The 14722-nt window shown below is 38.6% G+C and carries 14 protein-coding genes; 4 read left to right on the top strand and 10 right to left on the bottom strand.

From position 1 onward, the window contains the following. Positions 1-50: 50 nt before the first annotated feature. Positions 51-947, top strand: coding sequence for a hypothetical protein (locus IPP86_04325; GenBank protein MBL0137741.1), 897 nt, complete (start codon positions 51-53; stop codon positions 945-947). Between the two features lie 644 nt (positions 948-1591). Here IPP86_04325 and IPP86_04320 read toward each other — a convergent pair. After that, a complete protein-coding gene (locus IPP86_04320) occupies positions 1592-1924 on the bottom strand; it encodes a hypothetical protein (protein MBL0137740.1) in 333 nt (110 codons plus the stop codon). A gap of 821 nt (positions 1925-2745) precedes the next feature. Next, a complete protein-coding gene (locus IPP86_04315) occupies positions 2746-3111 on the bottom strand; it encodes a cupin domain-containing protein (GenBank protein ID MBL0137739.1) in 366 nt (121 codons plus the stop codon). A gap of 462 nt (positions 3112-3573) precedes the next feature. On the opposite strand from IPP86_04315, the gene IPP86_04310 reads away from it, so the two are divergent. Then, positions 3574-5145: a T9SS type A sorting domain-containing protein gene (locus tag IPP86_04310; GenBank protein MBL0137738.1), complete on the top strand. Its 1572-nt coding sequence runs from the start codon at positions 3574-3576 to the stop codon at positions 5143-5145. Positions 5146-5536: 391 nt separating this feature from the next. Here IPP86_04310 and IPP86_04305 read toward each other — a convergent pair whose 3' ends face one another. From IPP86_04305 to IPP86_04270, 8 genes are all read right to left on the bottom strand, one after another. After that, entirely contained in the window at positions 5537-6028 is a 492-nt protein-coding gene (locus tag IPP86_04305) for a T9SS type A sorting domain-containing protein (protein MBL0137737.1), read from the bottom strand. Continuing rightward, complete coding sequence (locus IPP86_04300) at positions 5970-6365, bottom strand: delta-60 repeat domain-containing protein (GenBank protein ID MBL0137736.1); 396 nt, start codon at positions 6363-6365, stop codon at positions 5970-5972. Before IPP86_04300 ends, IPP86_04305 begins: the two co-directional genes overlap by 59 nt. 4 nt (positions 6366-6369) lie before the next feature. Continuing rightward, the gene (locus tag IPP86_04295; GenBank protein MBL0137735.1) at positions 6370-7128 is read right to left on the bottom strand and encodes a delta-60 repeat domain-containing protein; all 759 of its coding nucleotides are present in this window, start codon (positions 7126-7128) and stop codon (positions 6370-6372) included. 16 nt (positions 7129-7144) lie between these two features. Continuing rightward, positions 7145-8038, bottom strand: a complete 894-nt coding sequence (locus IPP86_04290) for a delta-60 repeat domain-containing protein (GenBank protein ID MBL0137734.1) — start codon at positions 8036-8038, stop codon at positions 7145-7147. 1452 nt (positions 8039-9490) lie between these two features. Next, positions 9491-9883, bottom strand: a complete 393-nt coding sequence (locus IPP86_04285) for a hypothetical protein (protein MBL0137733.1) — start codon at positions 9881-9883, stop codon at positions 9491-9493. Positions 9884-10446: 563 nt separating this feature from the next. Beyond that, positions 10447-10626, bottom strand: coding sequence for a hypothetical protein (locus tag IPP86_04280; protein ID MBL0137732.1), 180 nt, complete (start codon positions 10624-10626; stop codon positions 10447-10449). Further along, positions 10623-10949: a hypothetical protein gene (locus IPP86_04275; protein ID MBL0137731.1), complete on the bottom strand. Its 327-nt coding sequence runs from the start codon at positions 10947-10949 to the stop codon at positions 10623-10625. Before IPP86_04275 ends, IPP86_04280 begins: the two co-directional genes overlap by 4 nt. 185 nt (positions 10950-11134) lie before the next feature. After that, positions 11135-11374 carry a hypothetical protein gene (locus IPP86_04270; GenBank protein ID MBL0137730.1) on the bottom strand — a complete coding sequence of 80 codons (240 nt, stop codon included), beginning with the start codon at positions 11372-11374 and terminating at the stop codon, positions 11135-11137. Between the two features lie 2046 nt (positions 11375-13420). Here IPP86_04270 and IPP86_04265 point away from each other — a divergent pair. Then, complete coding sequence (locus IPP86_04265; GenBank protein ID MBL0137729.1) at positions 13421-13591, top strand: hypothetical protein; 171 nt, start codon at positions 13421-13423, stop codon at positions 13589-13591. Positions 13592-13917: 326 nt separating this feature from the next. Next, positions 13918-14175 carry a T9SS type A sorting domain-containing protein gene (locus tag IPP86_04260; protein ID MBL0137728.1) on the top strand — a complete coding sequence of 86 codons (258 nt, stop codon included), beginning with the start codon at positions 13918-13920 and terminating at the stop codon, positions 14173-14175. The last annotated feature ends 547 nt before the right edge of the window (positions 14176-14722 follow it).

Below are 14722 nucleotides of genomic sequence, written 5' to 3'. Positions count from 1 at the left end.
AAATACGAATGTTCGATTCTCCCCTCTCGCAAGTGCAGATTCAGCAATCAATGGGATATTCAATCCCAGCGTCCACACGTCATTTGGTTGCCTATTACAAGTTGGATGAAACAGGAGGAAATGTAATTCACGACTTAACATCCAATGGACATGATGGAACCTTGTTTAATGGTCCGCAATTTAATGTTCCGTCCACTGCGCCGATTAATAGTTACAGTTCCTATCTATGGTCGACTTCTGAAATTACAGCGGCTATTGGAGCGCAAGTTGGGGATGATTATTCCGTAACTGTAACCAATGCTTTGGGCTGTTCAATGACCAGTGCTATAGTGACCGCACAAAATGCAGGATCATGTGGCGTCAATGTTCAACTGCATGCGTTTATCCAGGGATTTTATCTTGGAGGAGGTCTCATGCAGCCGGTATTATACAATGCAGGTATCAGTATGGATCCGACAGATTGTGATTCGGTAATTGTAGAATTGCGCGATGCACCGGATCTGTCTCTGGTCAGGCTCGATACGGTTGTGTTGAAGACAGACGGAACGATTACGTATGACATTTCGCCTACATCAGAATTCCCAACCAATGTTTCCGGGGGACATTATTATGTTGTACTTCGGACACGTAATGCTCTGGAGACATGGAGTGCTGCTACGGTTTTATTTTCCGCGTCCACGGATTACAATTTTACAACTGCCACAACTCAAGCTTATGGTTTGAACGAAGTGGATCAGGGAGATGGTAGTTTTGCAATATGGAGCGGTGACGTAAACCAGGATGGATTTGTCGAATCTTCCGACTACAGCGCCATCGAAAATGCTTCGCAGCAATTTCTTTTTGGTTATTTTTCAGAGGATCTCACAGGTGACAACTTGGTGGAATCAGCGGACTACGGTTTAATTGAAAACAATAGCCAGCTTTTTATTATCACGGTTAGTCCTTAGCCAAAAAAACTTTCGGAAAATAAAACTTATTTTGCAAGAGGATGTCACAGGGACTTTTTATTGGTTTCAGTCCTGACGGCAATGACATGTCGGGAGTGGGACGTGATTGCACTAGTCAGTTGACTGGCGCAGAAATTCTCATTGAGTTTATTTGCATCATCAGACTATGACCTTATCAATTCAAGACACTTAAATATCGGCTGCGAGGGATTGAAAATTCCTTCGCAACAGTTTTTTTCATATTCTGCGCAGCAGGAAATTATTTTTGAAAATCTTCGCAGTTGTTTTAGTCATATCCTTCGCAGCTGGCTGTACTTGCAAGCGGAGCACTGCTGTTGATTTATCTCGCTGTAGTCATGGCAACAATCAAACTTCGATTTAAAAGGAGGAGGAAGGCGCTGAAAAACCTTTCAAAGCACCCGCCGGTTTACTCATTCCGGGTATTTCAATAGCTGCTATCCTGTATGTATTTTCGAATCTAAGCCGGAATGAAATATTATCAATCTTTGGGTTTGTGGGTGTTGTGTGTGTGATTTACTGGGTGATGAGAAAATTAAAAGTTGATGAAAATTGATTTTGCCAGGAGATCATTCAGGGAATTTGATTTCATGATGGATATGATAATCAATTGTATGAATTCTTGTTTATTTTAATCCAAAATAAATCAGCAATACAGGTAATGTTACTGTCACAAACAAAACCATTTTCTCCACGTTTATCTTACTTGTTGTGGTAAGATTGTCGGGACACATCCTGCAGGTTTCAATGCTGATCAGTGAATCCTGGATCGAATAAGTGACATCCAACTGAACATATTTTCCCGTCGTTTTTTTTCCGTTCACCGGCTTGGTATTGAAGGAAAGCGTTTTTCTGTCACTGACTCTGTATACATAGATGTATACTTTACTCGAATCTGTTAGCAACCTCAAATCATATGGTTTGACGCCCAATCGTTCTTCTACCTGGACCTTTGTCATTCCCGGTTCCAATGACATCACCTGATCTATAGATGTATATTTTGGTGACTGAACCAAGCACGAGCTTAGAAATGAAATTAAAAGTAAAAGTAAAATGAATTTTATTTTCATTGGAAGCATTAAAAAAAAACGGGAAGCATTTGCTCCCCGTTTTTTTAATATATCTGGAAGATGATTTTACAAACTTCCTTTTCTACCGGATTGATTTCCTGTAGTACTTTCTTTGGATTTAGAACCGGAATCTTCCGATTTGTTTGCAGTTACTGTTTCTTCGGAAGTTTCTTCTTCATTGTCCTCAACGTCTGTAGTCGATTCGGATTTCGGAGCATCCTGACGTTTCGGATTTCCCTGTTGTGAACCCTGACTGTTGTTTTGGTTCGCTTTAGGGTTATTAGGATTGGTTTCTTCCGTTTTTTGCCTTCTTGTGTTTTTTCCTGGTGTGACTTGCTGTCAGATTGCTGATTGCGCGAGTCTTTTTGATTTTCGGCCATTTTGTTTAGAATTAAGTTGTAACGGAATTATTACGCTGCAAAGATCCCGACTTTTTCAAAGTGCTGCGTTACACAATTTTCTAAAAGAGTTACATAATTCATACCTGCATCAATTATAAAGCCTATGAACGGCTTTTATTTGTTTGATGCAAATGGACACATTAGATGTAAAAATGAACAAGTCCATGGTTCATGAAAAAAAGTTTAAGAAGACGAGTTCTTAAATTAAAACTGTAGCGACTAATTTATCTGATTGCCGCTTATAGAATTAATAATAGAGAAAAGCTTCAAAGGTTCTTAATGTAGTGCGATTGATCAATCAGACTTCTTTCAATCTTCCGTTTCACTTTTGATAACAGTTGAAATCATTTTAAATTGTTCATTGGCATTGAAGCAATGTGGTGCATTCGCGGGAATAACGATTCCTTCACCTAATTTAAGCTTGTACGATTTTTCATTGATGATCACTTCTGCTTCTCCGTCAATTATTTGAATGTAGTTGTCGTATGGTGATTTTTTTTCAGCCAATTCTTCACCCTCGTCAAATGAGGATACTGTTACATTTCCGGTTGTTTTCTTTATAATTGTTTTACTCACGACAGAGTTTGGAACATATTCGATAATTTCGACAATAATATGCGTTTTGGATTTTTCCATTTCCGAAACAGTGCTGCCTGAACTTTTTGGTGTATCCATATCTTGTTTTGAGGAATCAGAATTGTTGATCATTATCTTTTGAATTTTAGTGCAGTTTAAACCGAATGTAAATTTGAGAAATATTTACCTGAGAAGTATTACAAAATACCGGAAAAGAGTTACATGATTTACAGATTATTTAGAGGGTTTCTCTAAAAGCCCATTTTAGGTGATGTACGCTGAGATTTTATTTGCTGTATGAAGCGTGGAGAAGGAGCATACGGAAGCGAAGTATCAGACTGATGAATAAAGAATTATTACCAAAAAGATCAAGAATTGTAAATGATTGATCTAATCCATGAAATAAATTATCCCTACCGGAAAGAGATTTTTTGAGGCGCCATTAGATGTCCTTTTAAAATTTGGTAAACATCCTTCATGTTCTTGGTTTAATCCGGATAATCAGCTTTGTGAACTCACCTGAAATTGCTTTCTTTACTAAGCAATTAAATATTTCCGTCAATGAAAAAACCAATACTACTTCTTGTTTTTCTTTTTATTCATCATTTTACCGGAGCTCAACAAATCTCCTGGTTGCAAAGTGATACCATGGGCTACAACTCCAACCCGCAGTTTCCCTTGCATAAACTGGCAGTGACAAACCAGGGAGTGGTTGTCGCAAAGCTCAGTGCCTCTCATCAATTGTTCGGGAGCGATATTTTAGGAGATTACACAGTGGCCAGTCTCGATAGTTCCGGTTCACTTTTGTGGAGTGTTGATTTATCAGGCAAAGTGTTGGTTACGGCATTGGCTGTTGATGGCGCGGAGGATATTTACCTTGGTGGTGAATATATTGAAACCATACTGATTAATGGAGTTGATTCTTTGACGAATACCGGTTCCGGATTTGATCAAAATTATTTTCTGATGAGTTTTTCTCCTCAAGGTGTTTTGAGATGGAAGAAAAATTTGTCCCTGACCAATAACGACATTCAGCAAATAACAACTCTTGAAAAAGATGCCAATGGATATATATGGTATGTTTACCAGCATTTATTGTCTTTTAGCCATGAGATAATTCAGTTGGATAATATTGGAAATGAATTGCTCACTTATACTACTACCCGGACGCGTTTGTGTAACAGCATCAGTTTTGATGCCGCGAACAATCTCTATCTGGCGGGAGCAACAGAAAGCGGTACAATCAATATCAACGGTCTGAGTGAGACCGTTCCTGAATCCTACATGATGTTCGTTTCACGAATTAATAATTTTGGACAGACATCCTGGATTCGCTTTGGGATTGACATTACTTTTCAGACACCTCAGGTGGTGGCATTGCCAAATGGTGATGCTATTCTTGGTGGTAATAATTTTGACTCTACCAGTTGGGGTAATCTTGTTTTTCCGGATAATTTTTTTGGAACGAATTTTTTCCTGACCAGGGTTGACAGCAACGCGAATTTTCTCTGGGGTTATGGTTTGCCGTTGAATGACACAGGTTATTACTCTGTTGGAAGCGGTCATTTTTTTGATGTGGATGCAAGCGATAATATTTATGTAACAGGTACTATTCAGGGTACTATTCATTTTACACCTACACTGGTAGTGAATAGCGGATTGCCTGCGACTTATAATTTAGGTATCTTAAAACTGGACGGCAGCGGACAGGTCGTATCACTAAAATTGGGCGGGGCGATGAATTCAAACTACCCTCAGGACCTTCGGGTAAGTGGAATTGGAAAAGGCTATGTTCAGGCAACGATCGGAGGAGAAGCCATTTTTGATTCTTTGACAACGGGACTTGCCGGCTCACTCTCGGCAGCACTTATTCATTTTGATGACAACAACAGTACGACAGGAGTTCATTCTGTGGAGGATGCATCATTCATTGCATATCCAAATCCATTTAGTGATCGTTTGGTACTGGATGGTTTTAGGGGAGAAGTCAAGGTCGAAATCCTGGATGTTTTGGGTTGTTTAGTGCATGAGCAATTCGCAACGAAAGGTGAAATCAAATTGCCTGCATTGACTAGAGGGATTTATTTTCTACGGATCGATAATAAGTTAATTCGATTGGTGAAGGCGGAGTAGCTGAAATACGATTCAAATAAGAATGAACTGATTAGTTGATGGAGAGCAGATATTTTGTGGCTCTCTCTGCCGGGAATTTTGTTTTTGATGTTTTGAGTGAAGGTGTTCTATTCATTCCATCCTGGTTTCACGTAAAGTTCACAAAGGTTTTGTGGAAAGTTCACAGAGAGTCAATGGATAACACTCGAGATGAAAAAATACGTGAAATTCTTTTATTTTAACCGTAGGTATTCGTTCATTGAGCAAGGCTACCAGTGTGGGGTCATGGAAACATTTATTGAATTATTCGTGATCAACTTAATGTTAGAAATGTCATTTAGAATTTGGCGTATGTTTTTTAATAGCAATTTATTTATGCTAAATAGTTCAAATTGCTGCTATCCGGATTATATTATTCGTTTAGAATTACAATTTTTTTGCTGATAAAACTGTGGGTTGTTTTTATACCTACTATATATACACCTGCCGGTTGTCTAAAATTGATTTCAGCAAACTTTCCGTAAGATATTTGTTTCTGGATTATTTGTCCCTGTAGGTTAAAAAGTAGAATCAATATCGGTTCGGAATATGGGTTTGTCAGAATGATTGTTGCACTTGAACTTGCAGGATTAGGGGATATTGAAAATACTTCGTCTGAGGAAATTGTTCCAACAGATGTTATCAGATCTCCATAAAGCCGAACGAGATTGTGGATATGATAATTTTCAAATTGATTAAATGATCCTCCTGCGAGAATATTTCCATCATTTTGTATGGCTAGTGCAAAAATGTTTGAGTTAAATCCATTGCCAATGGAAAATGAATTGTCAGTGCTTCCGTCACTATTAATACGTATTAAAAAAATTGGTACTAGTGGTATTGTAGGTTGTAAAGTTGCCGCCAATTACCATTTTTCCATTGTGTTGAAGAGTTATAGCATTCACTTGCTGGTTAAATCCATTTCCAAAGTTAAACGTGCTATCAACGGAACCATCTGTATTTAATCGAATGATGTTATTCGCGCTGAGTGAATTGTAACTCGCAAAAGCCCCGCCAGCAATTGCCTTTCCGTCGGGTTGCAAGGAAAGTGTTGTTACTTTTCCTGAAAAGCCGGTGCCAATATTAAATGTTGAATCTATAGTTCCATTTGCATTGAGACGAACAATATGATTTTTGCTAATCCCATCAATCGATTGAAAATCGCCGCCAACTACAATTTTACCATTTGGCAGTAAGCTCATTGTCTCAACGGATGCCCCGAATCCACTTCCCAGTGTTAAAGGTTGGGTCGATCACTCCCTGATTATCCAATCGAGTAAGATACTTCACAAGGGTTCCATTGTAGGATGTAAATGCACCGGCAATAATTGTAAATCCATTGGGCTGCACAATTATGTTATAAATGTCTCCATCAAAACCACTTCCTATACTATACGTTGTATCAAGGCTGCCATCCATATTAATTCTTGCGAACCTATTTCGGGAATAACCCTGATATAATGAAAAATAACCTCCTATGTACATCTTGTCGCGAATTGTATCCAAAGCTATTGCATATACCGAGCCGGTGGAATAAGAATGAAATGAAGTGTCTGCATCCCCGGTTAGATCCAGTCTGATTAAGCCTTTGTAATAGGAACTATTAAAATAATTAAAATTGCCTCCAATTAATATCTTCCCGTCGGGTTGTACAGTAATTACTCTTACATCACTGTTAAAACCGATTTCTACTTTGAAGCTGTTATCAACAATCCCGTTGTCGTATATGCGGAGTATAAATGAACGCTTGGAGCCATTGTACCTTTGAAAATTCCCACCGGCAACAATTTTATCGTCAGATTGTATTTTTATAGAGTATACAGCAGATAATGCTGATGTTCCATTCTGGAAAGTGGGGTCAATATTCCCGTTTGGTGTCAGGCGGGTAAAATAGTTTTGTCTCACTGTTCCATAAAATGTAAATTCACCACATACCAAAATATTTCCATTGTGGTCCAATGCCATATCCTTAACAGGATTATTAAAACCCTGAACATTGAAAGAGGCATCCGCAGCACCACTGTAGCTGAGCCGGATTATTCTTTCTTTGCTGATACCTCCAAAGTTTATAAAGTACCCCGGCAATTATTTTACTGTCAGGTTGAATTAGAATCTTTGCTACTGTATAATCAAAACCGATGGATATATTGAAAGAGTTATCAACCGTTCCGTCAATGTTTAAACGAATTAATTTACTGAAGTAACTACCATTGTAGTTTATGAAATTTCCGCCGATATAAATTTTATTGTTTATACTATCAAATGATACACTGTAGGTGAAATCGTCAAAACCACTTCCCATATGAAATGAAGTGTCAATCTGACCATCCGGATTCAATCTGGCAATATTGTTTAATGCGGTTCCATTATAATCAGTGAAATTTCCACATACAATTACCTTGTCATCGGGTTGTATGCAGAAAGCATATACGGAATTATTGAATCCGTTACCAACAGAAAATGAATTGTCAATTGAACCATTTGGATTTAATCTGGTAATTCCTTTGCAGGACTGTCCATCATAAGTCGTGAAGTCGCCTGTGCCAATAATCTTCCCGGTTGATTGCATGCCCAGGTAGGTTAACTGACCATCGAATCCCGTTCCAACATGAAATGAAGTGTCAATTGTGCCGTCATTATTCAAGCGTACAATATAATTGTAGGTTTCTCCATTATAGCTGGTGAATGCTCCTCCGGCAATAATTTTTTGATCCGGTTGAATAAGTATTGATTTCACAGCAGCATTAAATCTTGATGAATCGCCTTGCGTTATTTGAGGAAAACCAAATGATGGGTCAATGCTGCCGGCCGGTTGAGAGATTGCTTTGAAGTTGAAAAGAAAGAATAGCAGAATAGAAAGCGTGAAATATTTCATGATCTTTAGAGTATTCTTATAAAAGGAAATCTTGTACTAAATGTAATGAGAAATATCTTCATTTGGTAATACAAGAGCTATTTTTAGTTTCTTACGCGAAAAAATCGAAAATTGCTTTTCATTTGAACCCTTCGAAATTGGATCTTTCTTCAGGCATATTATGTTTAGATTCCGGTTTACTGTTATTGAATGGAAAAAAAAAAATACTGCATCCCTTGAAATATAGCCTTTTATCAGATAACATACAGTAAATTGAAAATAATGGATTTCCAGGGATTCTTGGTAATAATAATTTCCGGGTTGTTCTCATCGAATAGGAATGAATAAATATCAACGGTCAAAGATGTGGCCAATGCTCATACGAAGGATCTTGCAACTCAATCGAAATTCGGCGTTAACTTCGTCAATTACTGGTTGATGAAAAAGTAGGATTGGTCATATGTCTTTCAGAAGCTGCTGATTCAAGCGATGTCATCAAGACCCATACTGAAGCGCATGGTCTTGTTCCGGCAAAAGTGTTGTTGGTAAAGCAGGGTGAATAAAATGCAAGGGGAATTCAAAATGAATTCCATCAGAATTTTAATTCTCAAAATAAGCGATTGTCCAACGAAATATTGTTAGGCAATCACTTTGTGCTTGGTGAGTTGCATTGTAGAAAAAAAGTGTGCTTTATGGTCAGAGGATAAACTCAGGTTCCACCACTGAATCCTTGTCGCGTTTCCATGCTCTGTCCGAGCATCGACCCACATACATTCCGGAATGAAAGATCGGGCAGATCCAATTGTCAAGCCGGCGCACCGGCATTTAAAGGAATTGTTTTGTTGGATAACTGCTCCAACGGGGGAAGCAGGTAATTTTTTAATTTGGGACAGATCCTTTGTACCAGTTTCCATCTTTCTCAGTGATTAGCTTTTAACATGGGCTCTATCCTGTGTAAGAGACTAGTAAACTCTATTTCAGAAATTATTGGATTTTTTGCCTTTTATTTTCCATGCTTAACAAATTTCTTATGAGTGATTACTTTAGTATCGTCTGCTTCCAGAATATAAACACCTTCAGGAAGTGAATTCACGTCAATTTTAGTGGCACTTTATCTGAATTATTAGTGACCGTATTTGAATATATATGTTCACCCAATCATGTTTACAATTCTTAAAGTTATTATATTCATTGAAGAATGAATTACAATATTTAATTCACTTTCAACCGGATTGGGATATAGCATTAAATTGATTGATGGATCAATCATTTCAACCATTACCGGCAAACAACACTTGTTAATTTATGTTGGTGTGAACCGGCTGGTTAAAATCAAAATAAATAGATGCTAGATTTAATATGGTATCACCCACTGCCAAAGTGTTCTTGGTTTTATTCTGAATTTAACAAAGCCATGGCATTCCGGTTCATTGATACCACTATCAGGAAGTAATATGTTCTGAAATTTAAATTCTAAATTATTTTCCAGTCTTTGTACTGCATGTTCATCGGATCAGAACTTGCGATAAATTCTAATGTTGATAAATCCAGTTTTGCCGCATCGATCGAATCCAATACTATTACATTAAATGCTGTATCAGTTCCTGTATTCTGAAAAATAGATCGTGTATTCCAGGTAGGTGGATTAACAAGATCCAGGACAGAAATGATATGTGTATCTACAATTACTTTATTAGGATCAAACTTGCCGCTTACCAGCACTTCACAAATTGAAGTATTGCATGAAGGATTTGCATCGCCCTGCACGGGTTCAATAACTGCTGTTGATGTTATAACATTGCCCAATGCAATTGATGGATCTACATTTTCTGTAACCGTAATATTTCCGGTTTGATAAGGTGACAATGCGCCTAAGTTCCATACAACAGAATCTAAAGTAACAGACGATGCAATTGGAGATGATGATACAAATGTTAATCCGCTGTCGGGATAAAAATAACAGTCGGAGAAATAGTAGTTGTACTGATATTTTCATAGCTTATCATATAGGAAGCATCAAAACCAGGGCGAAAGTTCTGAAGTGGTGTAATAGTTACACAAAGATCATTAAATACACCTGCAGGCTGATAAGCAAAGTCGTTTGCAGTATCGGTGAGATGAACATTTGCAAATAATACATTTCGGAACAGCAGGAACAGGCGAATAATAATTTAACGTGGGTGGAAGGATAGAAAATTTCCGGCATTAAGTACCTGGAGAAGATAGTTCCCAAACCGATCAGAGTAAGTTGTTCTCCTGGTTTGTGTTTCACTTAAACGATTATTGGAAATACTATGATCTCCTGAATCATAAACACCATTGTTATTCAGGTCAATAAAAAGTTTTCCTGTAATGCTATTATAGGTATCTCTGTTAATTTCACCACCCAGTAGGTCATACCATCCGACACAATCTTCTGTTTTGTCTCCTTAAATATTTGCACTCGAATATCCACTTCGAGAATATAACTCGACATTAGTCTGCTGTAATTCCTGTATCCATCTTTCTCCATTTGCCCATATCGTATTCTTCTGCCATTCATCAATGCCATTCTTATCTACTTTCAACACAAAAGAAGTCGCGGTAATTACTGTGCTCGGTTTTGTCACCCGGATATTGGCGATGACGAAAATCCACCCATGACAAAGCCGCTATCTGCAGTTTGTTTTATTGAAATCAAACATTCTTCATTATTTTCCTCCAATTGTATTTGCCATTCAATATTTCCTAATGAATCAGTTTTTACGATCCAGTAATCGGAATTTCCATGACGGTCTTCTGTTTTATCACCTGAAATTCCAGATTTTGACATTCCACCAAGAATATATCCACCATCAAACGTCTGAAACACATTGTACAAATCTTCTAAATTCGATCTGCCAATGGAATTTTGCCATTGTATACTTCTGATGAATCCAATTTCAAAATCCAATAGTCCCAATTGCTATTAGAGCTATCTGTTTTATCTCCTGAAATATCTGAACCAGATCTTCCTCCAAGAATATATCCTCCCTCTTTGTAGGTTCTATGAAGGCATGATATTCATCACCGCTTTTCCTCCGATTGTATTTTCCCAAATCACATTACCACTTTCATCCAATCGTATGATCCAGAAATCTAATCCACCCATGCTATTCTCACTTTTATCTGCTGACTGAGAAGAGTTTGATGTTCCTGAAACGATATAATTCCATCAGCAGTTTGTTCTATGTTTTGCATGTAGTCGAGACCTGCGCCGCCTAGTAGTTTGCCACTGAATGTTGAACAAGGAATCTGTCTTGATGATCCAGTTATCGGTACTTCCCATGCTATTTTCTGTTTTTTCTCCTGAAATATCAGAATCAGATTCTCCCGCAAAATATATCCGCCATCACTTGTTGTCTAACCCCGAAGTGCATCTGTACCTGCTCCGCCAAAGGTTTTTGAGTGGTAATAGTTCCGGAAGAATCGATCTTACAACCTGAAATCTGAGGTTCCTCTGCTGTTTTCGTTTTATCGCCACTAGCTTCGTTGGAAACAGAACCGCCGCCAAGAATGTAGCCTCCATCCTGAGTTTTCGTTGTAATGAATAAAGAAAGTCACTACCGAACCGCCAATCGTATTTCGCCATCCAATTGCGTGTGGAATTTGTTGTCCATGGGTTCGTGTAGAAATCAGAAAAGAGGGAAGAGTATAATTTTTTTCCATCAGAGAAAATTATGGTTAGATTAGAGAATATTCAGGAGGTGCCATTAATAAGGAAAGGTGACTCAAAGTATCGCTTTTTCAAATACGTAAAACAAGAGTTTGACAGATATCAAAGAATCTACTGTAAATAGGGGTAAAGTTGTTGTGAACCAAAATTGATCAATAAAAACAACCCGTTGAGCGGCAGGGTTTATGCAATTGTATTATTAGCTGATAGAGGGCCAAGTCCCCCGGTGGCACGGGGCTTGCGTTAAAGACTGGGCCCAGCGGGACACGACTGTATCAAACGTACAAAGTATCATATCGGCAAGTTGGCCGTATATTTGATCGAAAACACACAAGATATATAGAGCTGTACTTCGTAAAGCCACAAGATGACTTAGGCCCTCGGTAAAGAAAATAGGTCGGTAGCAAAACACTCCAGTGGACAGGTTCCAAAGTGACGCCATGTATATCCGTTTCTCTTCCAGTAATTGACAACCTAAATTTGAAAGCTGAAAAGTACAGATCGGTGGATGAATATCGCACAGTTTAAGGGCAAAGGATTTGAAGAAATCCTTCGCAGCAGTCGGGTCCTTCGCAGCGGTGAGCTTTTAAAACAGGCTATTTCCTGCACAGCGGGTGTTCAGTGCAGGGGTGATTGCCAGTCTGGTAATGCTGAATGAAGCTGAATGTGAATAAGGGATATTGACTTTCCAAATGTTTATTGCTTTCAGGGTTTTTGAATGGATTGACGGTTTTCTATGAAGGTCCGGTAAATTCATTATATTGGTCTTAAATACCAACTTGACAAACCCATTTGTTTTATCTTTATTTTTATTCGACTGCTTACTAAACGTTCAGCCATTAAATGTTACCACTACTCAGTGTACTTTACACTTGTGATATTGTTTGGGATTCTGTTGCCAGGGGAATGGGTATGAATTGAGTATTCAGCCTGAAACAATTCTGATAATACAGGCTTTTTTGCAAATACGGATATTCTCCTTTGTCTGGTTTTGATGTTTTGTATAATGCCAACAGGATAAATAACATCAAACAATTTTTAGCCACAGGAAAAAGTGGTTTACCCGCAAACTGAATACGATTGTGAGCATATTCCAAAGTGATTCCGTTTATCAGGCAATGGTCACGGATATGGGTGAACCCTCTGGCCAAGTTGGAATTATTTCCGGTACTCTCGCGCCTTTGAAGTGTACTGGGCTCCATGGGTACTACCCGAATTTGGTTCCAAACATTTCATATTTCTGGTATGGATGCAAGGGGTATTACAGGATGCAATTATGTGGAACCTTTCCTCGAATACTTGGGCGATTATTTCTGGATTCATATCTTTTGTCCTCCCTTAAACGGATACGGCCGATTGATTACGAACATCAGATCGCACCGGGTCCAGCTATATACATCTGTCTTCCCTAATGGAAAATATTCTGGCTAATCTTGCATTGCCACCCTCAAATTGTGCCATTTTCAACAACTCCTCTCAATCTGGGTAATGATACCACAGCTTTGCACGGACAATACATTCAGCTGGGGGCAACATCAGTGCTTCCTCTCATTTGTGGTCCGACGGTCAAACTTCAAACGCGATACTCGTGAGTAGTCCGGGGACATATTGGCTTCAAATCAGCAATGGTCTGCGCACAGAGCGACACGATTCAGATTGGTTTTGTGCAACCGTAACCAGGGATTCCTTTCAGCACAACGGAACAGGTCTTGTGCGCGGAGAATTGTACCGATTTTACTGATCTTTCTACCAATAACCCTACAGGATGGTCCTGGTCATTTCCGGGAGGTAGTCCGGCTTTGCCTACTGCTCAAAATCCTGCTCATATTCAGCAGTATACCCGGAGTATATCCGGTTACGCTGATCACCAGCGGTACTAACGGCAATGATACACTAACAAATTGATTCACCGATTACGATTTAAGCTAGTCCCGCCACAACCGATCCTTACCGTTCTGGAGATATGCCATTAAACTGGTGGGAGCAATTATCAATGGTTTATGGATGGACATATAATTCCGGGAGCTACAGATTCGTTTTATATTGCTACTCAGGTTGCGTCTTATTCGGTGGAAATTTCTTAAATGCATCGGGCTGCATCAACAGTTCAACGCATGTGATTACAGCTGTTTTAAAAACAATGCTGAAACCAATATGAACTTTCTTTATCCGAATCCCGCCAACGGGGTCATCTGATTTGCCGGTAGTGGCGGGGATGAAAATGGAGTTGGGATTGTATGATGCGATCGGACAAGCGATTTTATTACAACATTCAGATTCGTTCTCATTGATACCGGATACGCATTCTTTGGCGGATGGCGTTTATTTCGTGCACATCGTTCTCGGTGAAAAATCTGTCGTGAAGCGGGTTGTGATTTTGCAACTTACAACATACCAACGTATTTCCGAATTACAAAATGTAAGAAGGAAACTACAGGAATATTTTTTCGATAATCCTTTGTAGCAGTTTTAATTCGTGCTTAATAATTCAAATCAGGGTTTGTCTGCAGTATGGAATATTTTGAAGCTACTGATATGGAAGCAATAAATAAGGAATGAGCAATGCGAATCTTGTTAACCGTCTGCCGGGTTTATTTGCTATCCAATATGGCTTTTAGCAATATTTGAAATTGGACAATTTTGAGTAAGAGTTTACCTTTATACTTTTCGATATTTATTTTCTTTTCTAGTCTTTCAGATTAGAATTTTGGAGACTTCAGATTAGAGGATTGAAAAAAGAAACGGGTGTGTTTAATGTAATTGCCGGTGGTAAAAGACAATCAACAGAGAAAAGATCGTTTTATTGAAATATTCCGACAGAGATGTCCGACAGTGTACATTGAAATAAGGAGCAAGTATTCAGCCAGTGCACTGGCTTTCGTTAAAGACATGGCTGGCTGTGGTCGCCTGTTTCTCAGATATCCATTCGCTCGAAAACTCCGGAGGAGTGAAAGTATTGTAGAAAAGATGTGCGGGAAATGGTTAGAGGATACACCGCCGGTTTAAATTGA

The organism is Bacteroidota bacterium (genome assembly GCA_016720935.1).
Taxonomy (GTDB): domain Bacteria; phylum Bacteroidota; class Bacteroidia; order AKYH767-A; family 2013-40CM-41-45; genus JADKJP01.
Note: the sequence above shows the minus strand (reverse complement) of the source record. Positions and strands in the feature narration are given on the sequence as shown.

Coding starts and splice junctions, on each gene's coding strand:
- IPP86_04325 (MBL0137741.1), top strand. CDS start 51: ATGGGATATTCAATCCCAGCGTCCACACGTCATTTGGTTGCCTATTAC.
- IPP86_04320 (MBL0137740.1), bottom strand. CDS start 1,924: ATGACAAAGGTCCAGGTAGAAGAACGATTGGGCGTCAAACCATATGAT.
- IPP86_04315 (MBL0137739.1), bottom strand. CDS start 3,111: ATGGATACACCAAAAAGTTCAGGCAGCACTGTTTCGGAAATGGAAAAA.
- IPP86_04310 (MBL0137738.1), top strand. CDS start 3,574: ATGAAAAAACCAATACTACTTCTTGTTTTTCTTTTTATTCATCATTTT.
- IPP86_04300 (MBL0137736.1), bottom strand. CDS start 6,365: ATGAGCTTACTGCCAAATGGTAAAATTGTAGTTGGCGGCGATTTTCAA.
- IPP86_04295 (MBL0137735.1), bottom strand. CDS start 7,128: ATGGCATTGGACCACAATGGAAATATTTTGGTATGTGGTGAATTTACA.
- IPP86_04290 (MBL0137734.1), bottom strand. CDS start 8,038: ATGAAATATTTCACGCTTTCTATTCTGCTATTCTTTCTTTTCAACTTC.